At 51.9% G+C, this 18,116-nt stretch carries 13 protein-coding genes and 1 pseudogene; 6 read left to right on the forward strand and 8 right to left on the reverse strand.

What is annotated here, in order from left to right:
• Positions 1–69: 69 nt before the first annotated feature.
• Together parE and A7983_RS09800 are read left to right on the forward strand one after the other, a co-directional pair.
• Entirely contained in the window at positions 70–1,965 is a 1,896-nt protein-coding gene (gene parE, locus A7983_RS09795; protein ID WP_005975553.1) for a DNA topoisomerase IV subunit B, read from the forward strand.
• Positions 1,966–2,007: 42 nt separating this feature from the next.
• Positions 2,008–2,904 carry a LysR family transcriptional regulator gene (locus A7983_RS09800; RefSeq protein ID WP_005975555.1) on the forward strand — a complete coding sequence of 299 codons (897 nt, stop codon included), beginning with the start codon at positions 2,008–2,010 and terminating at the stop codon, positions 2,902–2,904.
• A gap of 40 nt (positions 2,905–2,944) precedes the next feature.
• On the opposite strand, the gene A7983_RS09805 is transcribed toward A7983_RS09800, so the two are convergent.
• The 8 genes and pseudogenes from A7983_RS09805 to A7983_RS09840 all read right to left on the reverse strand — a co-directional run bounded on the left by A7983_RS09805 (position 2,945) and on the right by A7983_RS09840 (position 11,891).
• Positions 2,945–3,526, reverse strand: coding sequence for an NAD(P)H-dependent oxidoreductase (locus A7983_RS09805; protein WP_005975557.1), 582 nt, complete (start codon positions 3,524–3,526; stop codon positions 2,945–2,947).
• Between the two features lie 203 nt (positions 3,527–3,729).
• Positions 3,730–4,593 carry a ketose-bisphosphate aldolase gene (locus A7983_RS09810; RefSeq protein ID WP_005975559.1) on the reverse strand — a complete coding sequence of 288 codons (864 nt, stop codon included), beginning with the start codon at positions 4,591–4,593 and terminating at the stop codon, positions 3,730–3,732.
• Positions 4,594–4,682: 89 nt separating this feature from the next.
• A pseudogene (locus A7983_RS09815) lies at positions 4,683–5,533 on the reverse strand (class II fructose-bisphosphate aldolase).
• A gap of 11 nt (positions 5,534–5,544) precedes the next feature.
• Positions 5,545–6,636: a PTS fructose transporter subunit IIC gene (locus A7983_RS09820; RefSeq protein ID WP_005975565.1), complete on the reverse strand. Its 1,092-nt coding sequence runs from the start codon at positions 6,634–6,636 to the stop codon at positions 5,545–5,547.
• 25 nt (positions 6,637–6,661) lie between these two features.
• Positions 6,662–6,976 (reverse strand): PTS fructose transporter subunit IIB, encoded by a 315-nt coding sequence (locus tag A7983_RS09825; protein ID WP_005975566.1) that lies wholly within the window; start codon positions 6,974–6,976, stop codon positions 6,662–6,664.
• 13 nt (positions 6,977–6,989) lie between these two features.
• Positions 6,990–7,469 carry a PTS sugar transporter subunit IIA gene (locus A7983_RS09830; protein ID WP_005975568.1) on the reverse strand — a complete coding sequence of 160 codons (480 nt, stop codon included), beginning with the start codon at positions 7,467–7,469 and terminating at the stop codon, positions 6,990–6,992.
• Positions 7,470–7,517: 48 nt separating this feature from the next.
• Complete coding sequence (locus tag A7983_RS09835) at positions 7,518–9,068, reverse strand: BglG family transcription antiterminator (RefSeq protein WP_005975570.1); 1,551 nt, start codon at positions 9,066–9,068, stop codon at positions 7,518–7,520.
• A 420-nt stretch (positions 9,069–9,488) separates the two neighbouring features.
• Complete coding sequence (locus A7983_RS09840) at positions 9,489–11,891, reverse strand: TonB-dependent receptor domain-containing protein (RefSeq protein ID WP_005975572.1); 2,403 nt, start codon at positions 11,889–11,891, stop codon at positions 9,489–9,491.
• A 431-nt stretch (positions 11,892–12,322) separates the two neighbouring features.
• Between A7983_RS09840 and parC the strand changes: the two genes are divergently transcribed.
• From parC to A7983_RS09860, 4 genes are all read left to right on the forward strand, one after another.
• On the forward strand, positions 12,323–14,593 hold the full coding sequence (gene parC / locus A7983_RS09845; RefSeq protein ID WP_005975574.1) for a DNA topoisomerase IV subunit A: 2,271 nt from the start codon (positions 12,323–12,325) through the stop codon (positions 14,591–14,593).
• Between the two features lie 144 nt (positions 14,594–14,737).
• Positions 14,738–15,475 (forward strand): 1-acylglycerol-3-phosphate O-acyltransferase, encoded by a 738-nt coding sequence (locus A7983_RS09850; protein WP_005975576.1) that lies wholly within the window; start codon positions 14,738–14,740, stop codon positions 15,473–15,475.
• Positions 15,476–15,629: 154 nt separating this feature from the next.
• Positions 15,630–17,045: a cell division protein FtsP gene (gene ftsP, locus A7983_RS09855; RefSeq protein WP_005975578.1), complete on the forward strand. Its 1,416-nt coding sequence runs from the start codon at positions 15,630–15,632 to the stop codon at positions 17,043–17,045.
• A gap of 322 nt (positions 17,046–17,367) precedes the next feature.
• Entirely contained in the window at positions 17,368–18,105 is a 738-nt protein-coding gene (locus A7983_RS09860; RefSeq protein WP_005975580.1) for a GntR family transcriptional regulator, read from the forward strand.
• Positions 18,106–18,116: the final 11 nt, after the last annotated feature.

Genomic DNA, 18,116 nt, shown 5'->3' on the forward strand with positions numbered 1-18,116 from the left:
TTGAAAAACGAATCGCTGAAAGCGGTTCGTTAAACACCATTCACTGAACTCAAAGAATTAACGCAAACTATGGCTCAATCAAGTTATAACGCTGATGCGATTGAAGTACTCAGCGGGCTGGAACCGGTGCGCCGTCGTCCGGGAATGTACACCGATACCACGCGTCCTAACCATCTGGGACAAGAGGTCATAGATAACAGCGTTGATGAAGCGCTGGCGGGTCATGCACGCCGTATTGATGTGATTTTGCACGCCGATCAATCGCTGGAAGTGATTGATGATGGTCGTGGGATGCCGGTAGATATCCACCCGGAAGAGGGTGTCCCCGCCGTTGAGCTGATCTTGTGCCGTCTGCATGCGGGCGGCAAATTTTCTGGTAAGAATTACCAATTCTCAGGGGGCTTGCACGGTGTAGGGATTTCCGTGGTGAACGCCCTGTCTACCCGTGTTGAAGTCACCGTGCGTCGTGACGGTCAGGTGTATGACATCGCCTTCGAAAACGGCGATAAAGTGCAGGAACTCACCGTAACCGGCACCTGTGGTCGTCGTAATACCGGGACACGCGTGCATTTCTGGCCGGATGAGACATTCTTCGACAGCGCCCGTTTTTCGGTCTCTCGTTTGACGCATCTGCTGAAGGCCAAAGCGGTCTTATGCCCCGGTGTAGAAATCATCTTCAAAGATAAAGTGAACAACACCGAGCAGCGATGGTGCTATCAGGATGGCCTGAATGACTATCTGTGTGAGGCGATAAATGGCCTGATCACGCTGCCAGAAAAACCGTTTTTGGGATCGATTACTGGTGAGACTGAAGCCGTAGATTGGGCGCTGCTCTGGCTGCCGGAAGGCGGTGACCTGCTGACGGAAAGCTACGTTAACCTTATTCCGACGCCGATGGGCGGGACGCACGTTAACGGCCTGCGTCAAGGGTTGCTGGATGCGATGCGTGAATTCTGCGAATTCCGCAATATTTTGCCGCGCGGCGTGAAGCTGAGCGCAGATGATATCTGGGAACGCTGTGCCTATGTGCTGTCGGTAAAAATGCAGGAACCACAGTTTGCTGGGCAGACCAAAGAACGCCTGTCTTCACGGCAGTGTGCTGCGTTTGTGTCCGGCGTGGTGAAAGACGCGTTCAGCCTGTGGCTGAATCAGAACGTGCAGGCTGCGGAACAACTGGCGGAGCTGGCAATTTCCAGCGCTCAGCGCCGTATGCGCGCCGCCAAAAAAGTGGTGCGTAAAAAGCTGACCAGCGGACCGGCGTTGCCTGGCAAACTGGCGGATTGTACCTCGCAGGATCTGAGCCGGACGGAACTGTTTCTGGTGGAAGGGGATTCGGCGGGCGGATCGGCGAAGCAGGCGCGCGAGCGAGAGTTCCAGGCGATCATGCCATTGAAAGGTAAGATCCTGAATACCTGGGAAGTCTCGTCTGACGAAGTGCTGGCGTCGCAGGAAGTACATGATATTTCTGTCGCGATCGGTATCGATCCTGACAGCGCCGATCTCAGCCAACTGCGTTACGGCAAGATCTGTATTTTGGCGGATGCGGACTCCGATGGCTTGCACATTGCGACGCTGCTGTGTGCGCTGTTTGTCCGTCATTTCCGGGCACTGGTTCAAGGTGGACACGTTTATGTCGCGATGCCGCCGTTGTACCGTATCGATCTGGGCAAAGAGGTTTACTACGCGCTGGACGAAGAGGAAAAAGCGGGCGTGCTGGAACAGCTTAAGCGCAAGAGAGGCAAGCCGAACGTACAGCGCTTTAAAGGTCTGGGTGAAATGAACCCGCCACAACTGCGCGAAACCACGCTGGATCCCAATACTCGCCGTCTGGTGCAACTGACCATCAACGACGAGGAGATGGATCAGACGATGGCGATGATGGATATGCTGCTGGCGAAGAAACGCTCGGAAGATCGTCGCAACTGGCTGCAAGAGAAAGGCGATAAGGTGGAGCTCGAAGTATAACGCCTTGATCGGATACCTCATCGATGGCAGGTATATTCGCTTATGAAAGTCACGCTTGAGGAACTTCAGGCTTTTGTCGTCGTGATTGAGACGGGTTCGATCACGGCGGCGGCGGAACAGCTTGGGCAAACCACGTCTGGCATCAGCCGGGCGTTGCGGCGTCTGGAGGACAAGCTGGGGACGACCCTGCTGCACCGTACCACGCGACGTCTCTCGCTTTCCGAAGAGGGCACGATGTTTCTTGAGCATGCCCGTAGTGTGATTCATGCTGTGGAATATGCCGAAGAACAGGTGTTATTGCGGCACGAGCAACCGAGCGGACGGCTGCGGATCAACTCGGGTTCGGCGTTTATGCAGCATGTGATTGTGCCTCTGGTGCCGGAGTTTCGCCGCCGTTATCCTAAGATCGTTCTTGAACTCAATACCGATGATTTCATTATTGATTTGCTAGAGCAGCATACCGATATTGCGATTCGTATCGGCACACTCAAAGACTCCACTATCCATGCGCGGCCGCTTGGCGCAAGCAAGCTGCATATTGTTGCCAGCCCTGATTATTTACAGCAGCACGGTACTCCCACGACGGTCGAAGCATTGGCCGATCATCTTTGCCTGGGATTTACTCAAGCGGAGTCGCTGAATCGCTGGCCGCTGCGGCACGAGCTTCATGACTTCTATCCCATCACACCTGTACTATCCGCATCAAACGGTGAGATATTGCGTCAGTTGGCGCTAAAAGGTGAAGGGATTATGCAAATGTCTCACTTCCTGATCCGCGACGATTTGGCAGCGGGACGACTGGTGCCAATCCTTGTCGAGGAGACGGTGGAGGCCCGCCTGCCAGTTTACGCGGTGTATTATCGCAATAGCCAACTGGCGGCGCGCATTAGCTGTTTTCTTGATTTTATGAGCGAGAAGCTCACGGAAAATCCGCTGTGAGATGTGGCCCACCGCGGTGGAAAGCTACCTAAAACGCCAATCAGGCAACATGTTCGTCCAGATGCTGGCGGTAATTTGCAAGATAAGTAGGGACATCCGGTTCTTTCATCACATCATTGCAGATGAAGGTCGGCAGTGGGGATAACCCGATAAACTGATTCGCTTTATGGAACGGCAGATAAACCCCATCCACCCCCACACCGTGAAAGAACTGGTCGGGATCGTTGAAGGCCTCCAGCGGTGCATTCCACGTCAGAGACAGCATGTATTTCCGGCCCTGCAACAACCCACCAGAACCGTATTTCTTGCTGGCATCCGAACGGCTGCGGCCATCGCTGGCATAAAGAGAACCGTGGCCGGCGGTAAACACCTCATCAATGTATTTCTTCAGGATCCACGGCGTATCCATCCACCAACCCGGCATCTGGTAAATGATGGTGTCCGCCCACAGGTAGTTCTGAATTTCCTGTTCAATATCATAGCCGTTGTCCACGACTGTCACGCGGATATCGTGGCCTTTATCGCGCAGGAAACTGGCGGCGACATCGGTAAGGGTATGGTTCAGTTCACCTTTGGAATGGGCGAACGATTTGCCTGCGTTAATCAGCAAAATATTCTGCATAGGTCTGTTCTCGAATGAGTTATCAACGAAGAGGTTGGGCGTAGTCTAGGGGAGCGAGCGATGAAGAAAAATGGGGGATGGTGCATAACACTGTTGACTGAATATCAACAATAAGAAAAAGAATGACGCTATGCTGAAATAATACGTAGAAGATAAAAGGCAAGAGAATCTTCCCCTTGCCTTGTTCCGATCGTGTGGCGTATCTATCGATATAAATCGGCTTTTCCTGTTGAGCCGAAGAGCGCCATTTTGTAGCGGATCACCTCTTTTGCCGCGTTAATCGGTTCTGGGTAGATGGCATTAGGATCCCACCAGGTTTCACGGCTGAGTATTTCCCGCGCTTTTTGGAAATAGGCGAATTTCATATCGCTGGAGATATTGATTTTGCCCACGCCCAGCGTCACCGCTTCGGCAATTTCGGCGTCCGGGTTCGCTGAACCGCCGTGCAGGACGAGCGGGATCGATACCCGCTGCGAGATATCCCGCAGGATATGCATTTGCAGCTCTGGCTTCAGATCTTTGGGGTAGATACCGTGTGCGGTGCCGATGGCAACGGCTAATGTATCGACACCCGTCCGGTTGACGAAATCTTCCGCCTGCTCGGGGTCGGTATAGATCACTTTGCTGACGCCGCCTTCTATCGTGGTGCCCGTATCACCAATCGTGCCTAATTCCCCTTCCACGGAAACGCCAACGGCATGCGCGAGTTTCACCACTTCAGTGGTGAGCGCGACGTTCTCTTCATAAGGCAGGAGCGATCCGTCGATCATCACGGAGGTAAACCCGCATTGGATAGCGCGCAGAACATGCGCAATCGAGGCACCATGATCGAGGTGGATGACAAATGGCACCGGACTGCGCAGCGTTCTTTCTCGCACGTAAGCGAAGAACTCATCGGTGACGAAGGCCAACTCGCTCGGATGGATAGAGATAATGGCGGGGGTATTCGTTGCTTCGGCTTCTTCCACCACAGCGCGGATAAAGCAGCTATCGGCTACGTTAAACGCCCCGATAGCGAAGCGGTGCTCACGCGTGGGTTGAAGCATATCAGTCATAGAAATCAACATGTTATTTCTCTCCTGTGTCGGATAAAGAGCAAAGCATTCCTGTACCAGTGGATAACCACTGATGGCGAAAGTCGGTAAAGAGCGAACGGTCAGGCTTTGTTAGTTGAACCAGACCAACTGAGATAATCGACGACCACGTCGCGGCAGGCAGTCTCCATCGTCGCTAGCAGGTCAGATAGTTCCATCGTTGGGTGCTGATGTAGCGCCTGCTGCAATGCCGTTTTCCCTGCCTCAAAGACGGCTGCGCCGACGTTGATTTTGGCGACGCCGTGACGGCTGACGCGACGGATGTCGTCGGCTTTAGTGCCGCTACCGCCGTGTAGCGCCAGTGGCACCGTGGATTCCCGGTGCAGCGCTTCCAGACGCTCAAAATCAATCTGTGGCGTTACCTCAGCAGGGTAAATACCGTGGGCGGTGCCGACCGATACGGCAAGCAGGTCGATACCGGTTTGGTTGATAAAGGGAACGACATCTTCCACCTGCGTCATTTTCACCGTGGCATCCTCAAGGTCGTAGACGGGGCATCGGCGATATGCCCAAGCTCACCTTCCACGCAGACGCCAGCGGTCGCGGCTATCTTCACCACCTGATGCGTGCGCAGGATGTTTTCCGCCAGCGGGTGGCTGGAAGCATCGATCATCAATCCGGTAAACCCTGCGCGGAACGCCTGCCCAATCAGGTTAAATGCCTTGCCATGATCCAGACTGAGCGCCACAGGAATGGTTGCCTGTTCAGCCAATGCCTTGACCAGCGGCACCGCGAGAGGCGGTGGAAAGTGCGCACTGTGCCCTTGGTACACATTCAAGATCAGCGGCGCACGCTGTTGCTCGGCGGCGGTAATGGCCGCACGCGCAGTTTCCAGATTGAAACAGTTGATGGCGAGCACGGCATATTGCTGTTGATACGCGTCATCAATGAGGGTTTTCATTGCGGCATACATGGCGGCTCCTGTTATTCGAGAGTGAATTTAATGTCTTCGTCACGCACGCGACTGTCGTCAACATCGTCGAACTCTTCATCAGCCTGCGTGACGCGCTTTTTAATCAGCGACAGCATCACGCCGCAGATTACTGTGCCAATACCGAGTGCCAGACAGAACATCAGCGGCTTGGTAAACAAGGGAACAACAAACATGCCGCCGTGTGGCACGGGAGCCTCCACACCCCAGACCATGATCAGCCCGCCCGCAATGGCGGAGGCGACGACGCAACTGGCAACGACCCTGAACAAATCGCGTGCGGCAATCGGGATTACCCCTTCGGTGATCATGCAGATCCCCATCGGGAAGGCGGCTTTCAGCGCTTCTTTTTCTGCACGGGTGTATTTGTAGCGGGTCAATAGGAAAGAAAGCGTGATGCCGAAAGGTGGAATGATTGAACCGACAAATTTGACGGCTTCCGGCCCGTAAATGCCATCGACCAGCATGCCGTCCGCGAAGAGCGACATCGTCTTGTTCACCGGTCCGCCGAAATCGAAGGTCGCCATCGCCCCCAAAATCGCGCCCATCAGGAATTTCGACCCCCCTTGCATGGATTCCAGCAGATGAATCAGCGCTTTTTGCAGCCAGACGATGGGTTGACCGATAAACGTCATCATCAGAAGCCCGGCGATAATGGTGCTGAGCAACGGCAGGATCATGACGGGCATCAGCCCCTGCATCGACGTGGGGAGTTTGATGTAGCGGCGCAGCAGCAGCACGGTGTAGCCGACCAGAAAGCCACCGAGAATACCGCCGATAAACCCGGTTTGAATCTGGCCACAGATAAAGCCCACAATCAGGCCGGGTGCGAAGCCGGGGCGGTCGGCAATGGAGTAAGCGATCGCCGCGCTGATCAGTGGCACAATCAGGCCCATTCCCCAGCCGCCGATCTGATTAAGCATCCATGCGATGCTGCCGGTTTGCTTACCGACATCCGGGCCACCGATGACCTGACCGAGTGCAATGCAGATCCCGGCTGCAACAATCAGCGGGATCATCCAGGAAATACCGGTAAGAAGATGCCGTTTTATTTCCTGTCCAACAGTGATTTTTCTGGTGTTCATAATGATTACCCCGAAATGGATATATTCAGGCACCCGCTAAAGAGCTAGCGACTTTTTCCAGAAACTTGATGGGAGATTTAATAACGACCTCCGTTTTTACCCGAACGATAGGTTTGCCTTTAAATCGCTCCTCTCCTGTTATTTTGATATCGATAGCCAGAATAACGACATCGGCAGCGGCTATTTCGTCGTGGGTTAATTCATTCTCCGTACCAATGGTGCCTTGGGTTTCCACTTTTATCGCGTAATTTAACGCGTTGGCACCTTTAATCAGTTTCTCGCGTGCGATATAGGTATGCGCGATACCCGCCGTGCAGGCGGCAACACAAACAATATTCATTTTGAGCCTCGTCTTATGTCGGAGTGACAGGCGCTGTTTCTGCATACTGACTAAACAGCCGAATAATTTTATGGGGATCGGATTCGTCCAACAGTTGAGCAATCACCTCATCGTCGGCCAGTGCACTGGCAACCTGAGACAGCAGGCGAATGTGTGTCGTGTTCTGATCTTCCAGACGCACGGCAAAGAGAATAATGCAGCGAACCTGGCTGCCGTCGAGTGTTTCCCAGGGAATATCCTGACGGGTTCGGCCAATCGCGAGCGTGGTTTGTTTTACGGCGGATGATTTCCCATGAGGGATCGCAATATGGTTTTCAAAACCGGTCGACCCTTCGGCTTCACGTAACCAGACATCGTGAATAAAATCCTGTTTGTTGATAATGGCACCATCGGCATACAACAGATCGGCTAATTCATTAATCGCTTCATCTTTATTGGTCGCGGACATGTTTAATTTTACGCGGTTGGCATTCAGTATTTTATTGATATCCATTTATCACACCTCATCTATAAATTTAAAAAATTAACGTTCGGCCAATAATCAATGGAGGACGACCTGATGCAGTTGATTAGCGATAACTTTTTCGGTAACGCGTTTAATGTCATCGTCATTAAAAAAGGCAGAGACATAAACAACAGGGATCTGTTGCTCTTCCAGATGAATCGTAGAAATAATCAGTTCAATATTTTCCTGTTGGCAAAATATCTGCATATTACTGGCTGAAATAACGCCAACAATAATCCAGTCAGGAAACGCACGCAGAATACGATTTTTTAGCAAATGTGACGTACCTACACCGCTGGAGCACACCACCAGAATACGTTTGTGAGCAATTTGGCGTTCCAGCGCGGCTTGAAAATGAATGGTCAGATAGCCGACTTCATCTTCAGCGACCGGTTTTAATTGAAATCGCAGACAGACTTCATTCATGGCTTGCTGAGTCATTTCATAAATATCGATAAATTCGCTTTTGATATCGTCTAATAATGGATTGCGAATGTGTATTTGATACTTTAATCGGTTAAGTAATGGCTTGATATGAATGAGCAATCCTTCATGTAATAACTTATCTGTGCGCAAGTCGACATTGATTAAATCAGAAAATACCTGCGTTAATGCACGCGTAATTCTGCGCGATTCACTATTAGAAAATTGATAGTGGAGCAACTGATTATCTGCACGCTCTTCCATCACAATGCCTGAAGAAATAATATATTGGTAAATAAACCAGACTTCATCAGAAGGTAGCGTGCTCTCGACGCGTTGCTCTATTTGGGTCACCATATTTTGAGCAATGGAGAATATACGATTATCAACCTGCTGATGCACCGATTCTTCCGCCATGATGAGCGCTTTTCCCTGCGCAATGCGGTGCATCATAATTAAGGTATGGGTGAAAATATTGATGTAATAAGGCTCGCCGAGTGGATAAGAAAGCTGCTTCTCCATGTCCTGTAACAGTGCTTCAACGAAGGAAACGTCTTTTTCGCCGAAATAATTGATCAATGCCTTATAGCTACTGGGGTCGAGACGAGAGTGGTTAAGCGGGCCGGGTTCTTTATGGTGCATAACGTCATTAATCAGTGATGCCATCGCCTGGCGCACCTGATTCTCACTGCCTTCAATGTGCGTGCCGCTCTGGCTGCGCACCAGCGATAATCCCAGTGGGTGTAGCCAGCTTTCGATGATTTTCAGATCGTTAACGATAGAGGCGCTGCTGATGAAATAGCGTTCAGACAGCTTGCTGATGGAGGTTTCGTGAGGCGTGTCGCTTAACAACTGTGAGGCGATTTTGACGCGCCTAGCATTATTGATCAGGGCGTCGGTATCTCCATCATCTACGACAAGTTGCTGTTCCAGTAACGTGAGGTGTCGATCGTCATCCGTTGTTAACATGATCCCCGCACCGACCTTTTTGTCTGGATAAATATTCCAGACAGAAAGGAAGGCTTCAACAAATTGCATATCGCGATAGACGGTTTTTTCTGACACATCCAGGTAATGTGCAATATCTTTAACTGTTACATATCCCTGGTGTTGTAACAGATATTTCAATAAACGGCTCTGGCGGGCGGTGAGTGGCTGCATCATATTACCCTCTGTGATTCGTTAGATTTTCTGATGCTTATCGGATTGATAATTTTTTCTGAATAATTTCCTGTTTTATTTTCCCTGTGCGTTTATTTAAATAGGGTGTGGTAATGATTAATCTAGTCGTGATAGTCGATAGGGACAATACTAAATGCTGTCCGCTGAATAGGACAAAATAAAAACATAGCGATGATTGAATATTAATTGAGATCGCGATCACGTTACTATGGGTAATAATTGTGATCTCATCTGCATATTAATTGTTTCGTTAAACAATGCAGTGAAAATAAGAATATGGGCAAGCCAGAATTCGGGGGAATAAAAAGGCAAGAAAGCCGTACTGCGCATTCTTGCCTGATTAAAGAAGCGATGCCTGAGCTGAACATCGCCTTCTTTTAGTGAATCAGCGTGTTATACCGATTAGAAATCGACATTCACACCAAGCTGGAAGGAACGGCCGGGCGCGGTAGACAGCGCGCGATCGTATTGCCCTTGTCGGTCATCGGTTTCGATCTGACGGCTGCTCAGGTAGTCCCAGTATTTACGGTCAGTCAGGTTATACACGCCACCGCTGATTTTCACGTCTTTGGTCACGCGATAGTAGGCGGTCAGATCCACCATGCCATAGCCAGGGATCCGCATATATTCGGCAGTCGAAGCGGTGATTGCTGTGCCAGCATTGGTGTAGTTTTGACGATTGGTATCCTGCGCCTGCTTCCCTTTCTGGAAGGTTGATGTCAGAGCAGCGCCGTAGCGTTGGGAAGGATCGTCATAGGCGATGCCAACAACCGCTTTCATCGGCGCGACGCTGTCGAGATCGACATAGCGGTCGCCAAGGTAGCGCGACTGCGATTGACCTTTGGTATAGCCAAACGCCAGCGTGGTGCTGAGCCCATCAACCGCTGGGAACCAGGTGCCTAGCTGTATTTTGCTGCTGACTTCGCCGCCATAAATGTAGGCTTTATCGCGGTTTTCCGCCTGGTATATCGTACTGATATTGCTCGGAACGTTGGTGAATCTATCTGGATTAGCGCTACGACGGTAGCGGGTATTGGCGATAAAATTCTTATAGGTGTTGTAGAACAGTGCTGTCCGGAATGTGACTCCCTCCGTTGCTTCGCCTTTTAAGCCCCATTCTACGTTGTTGCTGGTTTCTGTCTTGAGGTCGCTATTGCCGATAAAGGCATACTGAAACGGCCCGGCATAGTTGGCGTCAAGATTTGTGCTGCCATAAAGCTGGCTGGCATCGGGGAACTGTGCGCCGCGGCGATACTGCAAATAGGTGGTTAGCGTTGGAGTGATGTCGTAGAGGAAGCTCAGTGAAGGCAGGATTTGTGTATCACTGTTGGCTTTACCGTACAGTCTGTTGACATCGGATCCACTGATGACACTGCCGTTGCCGCTCAGGCTAACCGCGTTGGTCGCTTTGGTTCGTTGATGAACAGCGCGCACGGCAGGGACGACCGAGAAGGCGTGCCCAGCCAGATCCCAAGAGACGGTATCCTGCACGAAGCCGCCGACGGTGTAGCTGTCACTGTCGGCTTCTGGCTGCATGATGTTATTCGCACCCGTTTGATTAGGCGATTGTCTGAACGGACGCTCTGTCTTGGTTTGGCTGGCATTGAGGCCCCAGCTAAACTCGTGACGATCCCAGCTTTTCACCAGATGGGTATCGAAGCCGTACGTTTTTACATTGTAATCAGAATAGACACGATGGCTATCGGCGGCTGCCATTCCCGTGGTTGCAGGTAGCCAGGTGTTGTCATGTGATTCACTGTTTTGGAAGTAAATGCGGCTATCAACTAAATCAACCAGCGTGTTGTTGGCGGGCGTCCAGCGGTCTTTCAGGCTGGCGCTCCAGCGGCGAGTCTCGCTGCTTTGTTGTGCGGTGCCATAAATCGTATTATTGTTGCTTGGCAGGCTCCCCCAGTAATCGTAGTGGGTGTGGTTGGTTTTATGATAATAATCTAGCGTACCGGTGAGCTGGTGTTCATCATTCGGTTGCCAGATGGCCGATGCCAGAATGGCGTTAGAGTGCCAGTTTGCTGGGTAAGCGGCGATCTCGTCGCTGTTGTTACGCGTTTGCTGGCCGTCACGACGGCTGAGCACGACAATGCCGCGCAGTTCGGCATCCCCGCCTGCGGCGGTGATGCCGTTATGCCAACCATGGTTGGCAGAGTCATAATCACTCTGGAAGCCGACATACTCCTGTTTATTTGCGCTTAAATAATCATCTGCTGATTTGGGACGGAACGAAACACTTCCGCCTAGCGCATTGATCGCATTTTCCGCTGAGGTCACACCGGATTCGATATTCACCCGTCCATAGAGATAAGGGTCGACATAGTCACGCCCCATGCCAAACGTATTAAACCCAGCTCGGCTGGCATAACTGCGCCCTGTTGCATTAGGCAGAGCGATCCCGTCGGTATCAATGGCGACGCGATTGCTTTCTATCCCGCGAATGTTGTAGCCCGTGTAGCCGCCGCGATCGAAGCCACTTTTCCCTGTATTACTGCCGCCGCTGGAGCCCGTGGCGCTGATTAACGGCTGGTAACGCATAATGGTGCCAAAATCGTTACCGCCATTCTTCTGCATATCATTGGCTGTGATTGAAACGGAGGAGCCTGCTTTTTTCTCAACTTCAGGTGCGTGTACGGTCATGACGTCACCCGTCTGTTCCGTTTTAGCCGCCGTGTTGTCTTCATTCTTACCGTTGAGTGCGCTATTGCCCGTGGTGCTATCCGCTGCCATGCTGTTCAGCGCGACGCTAGTCAAGATGCCGGTGAGAAGAATTTTATTTAAATTCTTGTTAATTAACATAATGATACTCTGCTATAAGGTGGTTCTGACCAGCGGCGTTGAGGAAACATGGCGTGCTGGTAGCTAACGTCTGCAAGGGAAATGCAAAACGGCGAATAACATTAATTATCATGTGGTAATGATAATTATTATCAATATGTTAATCATTATCGTTTGTCGCGGCAATGAAGATGAATAATTCTTAATGAAACGGTCTGTTTGCCATCAAGGTGCCGAACGCTGTCGAATGAAATAACGGAGTCTCGCCCCGAGTGATGATTTTCTGAGACGACATCATTTCCTGTGGTGTGGTTCTCTACGAATGGCTTCCTGCGAATGGTTCCTTGTGACATCACCTCATCAGATAAGGTACTATTCCCGCCAAACATACCGCCGCTATGGCGTGTCGGAAAGCGTAACAATCGCGCCGCGATGTGAGGAAAGTGAGATAAATGAGTGAGATGACTCATGACGGCGCAGAAAGCCTTGCGCTGCGCACGTTTACCGAAAATGCATACCTGAATTATTCCATGTACGTCATCATGGACAGGGCATTGCCGTTCATTGGCGATGGCCTGAAGCCTGTGCAGCGTCGCATTGTGTATGCGATGTCCGAGCTGGGACTGAATGCCAGCGCCAAATTTAAAAAATCCGCCCGTACCGTGGGTGACGTGCTGGGTAAATACCATCCGCACGGCGACAGCGCCTGCTATGAAGCGATGGTGCTGATGGCGCAGCCGTTCTCTTACCGCTACCCGCTGGTGGATGGTCAGGGAAACTGGGGGGCGCCGGACGATCCGAAATCGTTTGCCGCTATGCGTTATACCGAATCGCGGTTGTCCAAATACGCGGAAGTGCTGCTGTCAGAGTTAGGGCAGGGCACGGTCGATTACACCCCGAATTTTGACGGCACGATGCAAGAGCCGAAGATGCTGCCTGCGCGCTTGCCGAATATTCTGTTGAACGGCACCACCGGGATCGCCGTCGGCATGGCAACGGATATTCCGCCGCACAATGTGCGTGAAATCGCTGCGGCAGCCGTCATGCTGCTGGAAAACCCAAAAGCCTCGCTGGACGATCTGCTCCAGCATGTGCAGGGGCCGGATTTCCCGACGGAAGCCGAAATCATCACGCCGCGTGATGAAGTGCGCAAACTCTACCAGAACGGTCGTGGTTCGGTGCGGATGCGCGCGGTCTGGAAGAAAGAAGACGGCGATGTGGTGATTACTGCGCTGCCACATCAGGTTTCCGGTGCCAAAGTGCTGGAGCAGATTGCCAGCCAGATGCGTGCGAAAAAGCTGCCGATGGTGGAAGACCTGCGTGATGAATCCGATCACGAGAACCCAACCCGTCTGGTGCTGGTGCCGCGCTCGAACCGTATCGATATGGACCAGGTGATGAACCATCTGTTCGCCACTACCGATCTGGAAAAGAGCTATCGCGTTAACATGAACATGATCGGTCTGGATGGTCGTCCCAGCGTGAAAGGGCTGGTCGAGATCCTGAGCGAGTGGCTGGTATTCCGTCGTGACACCGTGTGCCGCCGACTGAACTACCGTCTGGAAAAAGTGCTCAAGCGTCTGCATATTCTTGAAGGCTTGCTGATTGCGTTCCTGAACATTGATGAAGTGATTCATATCATCCGCACGGAAGACGAGCCAAAGCCCGTTCTGATGCGCCAATTCAGCCTGAGTGAAACACAGGCTGAAGCGATCCTGGAGCTGAAATTACGTCATTTGGCCAAGCTGGAAGAGATGAAAATCCGCGGTGAGCAGGATGATTTGGCCAAAGAGCGCGATCAGTTGCAAGCGCTGCTGGCGTCAGAGCGTAAGCTCAGCAATCTGATCAAGAAAGAAATTCAGTCAGATGCGCAAGCCTATGGTGACGATCGTCGTTCGCCGCTGCATGAGCGCAGTGAATCAAAAGCGATGAGTGAACACGACTTTGTGCCGTCTGAACCGGTCACCATTGTGCTGTCGGAAATGGGCTGGGTACGCAGCGCCAAAGGGCATGATATCGATCCTACCGGGTTGAGCTATAAAGCGGGCGATAGTTTCCGCGCGGTAGCGAAAGGCAAGAGCAACCAGCCCGTGGTGTTCATTGACTCCACCGGCCGCAGCTACGCGCTGGATCCGATCTCGCTGCCTTCTGCGCGCGGTCAGGGCGAACCACTAACGGGCAAACTCACGCCGCCGCCGGGTGCGACGATTGAACAAGTGCTGATGGCCGCAGACGATCAGCCGTTGCTTATGGCATCGGATGCAGGCTATGGATTTGTCTGTACCTTCAACGATCTGGTGGCGCGTAACCGTGCGGGTAAAGCGATTATTACGCTGCCGGATAATGCGAAAGCGCTGACGCCGATCGAGATCAAGGGCGAGGATAATCTGCTAATGGCGATCACTGCCGCGGGCAGAATGCTGCTGTTCCCTGTCTCTGATTTGCCACAGTTGTCGAAAGGCAAGGGTAACAAGATCGTGTCCATCTCCTCGACTGACTTTGCGGAAGGTAAAGACCGTCTGACCTGGCTGTATCTGCTGCCACCACAGGCTTCCGTCACGCTGTATTTCGGTAAGCGTAAGCTGGTGCTGCGTCCGAACGAGCTGCAGAAATATCAGGGTGAGCGCGGACGGAAAGGCACGTTGCTGCGTGGGCTACAGCGTATCGACCGCATTGAGGTGGATGCACCGCAGCAGGTTAATACTGGCAGCAGCGAAGAATAAATCCTCTGTATATAAAAGAGTGCAAAGGCGGTGTTATACCGCCTTTCTTTGATGTCTGGTTGCTATCCCGCAGCAAATTGAATCACCGTGTGTTTTAGCGCGAAATCGCTATACTAGCGGCGGCTGTTGGTTAATGAGGTTGCTATGTTATCCATTTTGCGTTTTTTTGTTGTTGTTATATTTTCGATTTTGATCTGTATTTTCGGCTTGTTTTACTGCCTGTTCAGCCCTAGAAATCCCCGCCATGTGGCGACCTTCGGCCATCTGTTTGGTCGCTTATCCGTGGTGTTTGGCCTGAAAGTCGACATGCGGATACCGGAAGACGCGGCGCATTACGGCAACTGTATCTATATCGCGAATCATCAGAACAACTACGATATGGTCACGGTATCCAGCGCGGTTCAGCCTCGCACCGTTACCGTGGGTAAGAAAAGCCTGCTGTGGATCCCGTTCTTCGGCCCGCTATACTGGCTGACGGGTAATTTGCTGATTGACCGTGAAAACCGAACCAAAGCGCATGGCACCATCGCTCAGGTGGTGAAACACATTAAAGAGCGTAATACTTCCATCTGGATGTTCCCCGAAGGTACACGTAGCCGTGGGCGCGGTCTGATGCCATTCAAAACGGGTGCGTTCCATGCGGCGATTAGCGCAAACGTGCCGATCGTGCCGATTTGTGTTTCTACTACCAGTAATAAGGTGAAATTGAACCGCTGGAATAACGGCCTCGTTATCGTAGAAATGCTGCCACCCATTGATACCCGTGCGTATACCAAAGATCAGGTCCGTGAACTGGCTGCACATTGCCATGATGTGATGGCTGCCAAGATTGCTGAACTGGATGCGGAAGTCGCGGCGCGCGAAGCGGCAGACAAAAAATAAGTTTACCCCATCAGGTTCTACCCTAAATCATTCGAGCGGCAGGAGGCCAACGCACTGGCTGCTTGAGGGATGGCGGGTATCTAGGATTATTTCTTCCGAATACCTAATCGGAAGTTAAACTTTGCTTACGGTTTATTGGATTTACGGAGTCATTATGTCACTCAGCCGACGTCAGTTTATTCAGGCATCGGGCCTTGCGTTATGTGCGGGTATGACGCCACTGGCAGCGAAAGCCAGCGGGAATCCCACTGCATTACCTATACCGCCATTACTGGAGTCGCGCCGAGGCCAGCCTCTTTTTCTGACGATGCAGCGTGCTCATTGGGCATTTTCTAGCGATCGTAAGACGCCCATTTGGGGCATTAATGGCCGTTATTTGGGGCCGACGGTGCGAGTCTATGACGGCGATGACATTAAACTAATTTACAGCAATCGCCTGAATGAGCCTGTCGCGATGACGATTGGCGGGTTACAGGTGCCGGGGCCGCTAATGGGCGGCGCAGCCCGCATCATTTCACCGGGGAGCGACTGGTCGCCGGTATTACCGGTTCGTCAGCCGTCGGCGACCTGCTGGTATCATGCGAATACGCCGAACCGCATGGCACCCCATATCTATAACGGATTGGCAGGGCTGTGGCTGGTGGAAGACAGCATCAGTAAATCCCTGCCGTTGCCCAATCATTACGGTGTCGATGATTTCCCGTTGATTATTCAGGATAAACGGCTGGATAACTTTGGCGTCCCTCTCTATAACCCGCCTTCTAACGGTGGGTTCGTGGGGGACTCGCTGTTAGTCAATGGCGTCCAAAATCCCTTTGTTGAAGTTTCTCGCGGCTGGGTTCGCCTGAGATTGTTGAATGCGTCGAACGCCCGGCGTTACGTAATGCGGCTGAGCGATGGCCGAGCGATGCATGTGATCGCCAGCGATCAAGGACTGTTACCGGCACCGATGGCGGTGAACCAACTGTCGCTCGCGCCAGGAGAACGACGCGAAATATTGGTCGATATGTCGCAAGGCGAAGAGGTTACGCTGACGGCCGGCGAGTCTGCTGGAATTATGGATCGCCTGCGGGGCTTATTTGAGCCTTCCAGCATCCTGATTTCCACCCAAATCGTTACGCTTAAACCGACGGGGCTGTTGCCATTGGTAACGGACAATCTACCGATGCGTTTGCTGGCTGACAACATCATTGAAGGCAGTATTAGCCGCACGCGTGAATTCCGTTTGGGTGATAGTCTGCCCGGTATCAACGGTGCGATGTGGGACATGACGCGTGCTGATGTGCAAACCCAGCTTGGTCGTTGTGAACGCTGGATTATCCACGCCGATACGCCGCAGGCTTTCCACATTCAGGGCGTTAAGTTTCTGGTGCGCAGCGTGAACGGTGGCCCACCGGCAGTAGAAGACAGCGGCTGGAAAGATACGGTATGGGTGAATAACGATGTCGAGCTGCTGGTGTATTTCATGCAGCCTTCTTCAATGGCGTTCCCTTTCCTCTATTACAGCCAGACGCTGGAATTGGCCGATCGCGGCTCGACGGGACAGCTCATCGTACAGACTGCGATGTAAATCTCTATCCTGCCTGCAACCCTCCGCCGTTATGGAAGTAACGGCAGTGTTTCCCATCTCCGCTTGCTTCTTAATGTGATCCACCTCTATTCAGACAAACCAAAATTAAAGATGCGGAGCCGCACGGACGATACCTTATAGAGAGAGGTTGCTCTGGACTAAGGGAATATTGCGGCTTGGATACTGGGTTTAATGCGTTATAAAAATATTTTTTATTACAACAAATTCAGAGTCCGAGTGTTTCGTGGCGCCATGGAATCAGGTTCACTTCTGTTTTAACTCGTTCGCAGCCAGAACGCTGCGTCACTGAAAAGGTTGCACTATGCGGGAATTACTGCTTTGGGTCAGGGAGCAACTGACCGGGATGCCGTCGGCGCCTCGCTATATGCAGCTCGCGTCGTTGCTTGAATCAGAAATCGGCCGTCGGAAGACATTGTCAGGCCAGTTCTTACCTGCGGAAAGATTGATTGCACAACAGTTGGGATTATCGAGAGTAACTGTTTCCCGATCCTTGTCGTTGCTGGAAGAGAAGGGTCTGATTGTTCGTCAGCAGGGGGTAGGAACTCGCGTTGCCCAACGGCTTAATTATGCGTTGAGTGCGGAAGATGAAGGGTTCACCGCACTGGTGTTGAAGCAAGGCGGTGTTGCCGGCAGCCTCTGGCTGGAGAAGGCAATACAGGTTCCACCTACGGCTATTGCTGAAAAAATGTCTCAACTGGAAGATGAAACCGTCACCTACCTGCGGCGCGTTCGGCTCAGCAATAGTGAGCCGGTCTCGCTGGAAACGACCTGGATCCCGCAAAAATTTTTACCCGATCCAGAAACGCTCGAACAGTCCCTCTATCAATATTGGATGGCACGTGGGATCACGCCGGACAAAAAACGCTATCGTTTTAAAGCGATGTCCTGTGTGGAAGAGGTTGCCGAACTTCTTGGTATTGTCGCAGGGGCTCCCATATTGTATTGCCAACTGCATGTTTATAACGAACAGGGCGAACTGCTGGAATACAGTGAGGCACACTGCCGTAGCGATGTGTATGAGATTCAGTTTGCTGATTAGAGAAAAAAATG

This window comes from Pectobacterium wasabiae CFBP 3304 (assembly GCF_001742185.1).
Taxonomy (GTDB): domain Bacteria; phylum Pseudomonadota; class Gammaproteobacteria; order Enterobacterales; family Enterobacteriaceae; genus Pectobacterium; species Pectobacterium wasabiae.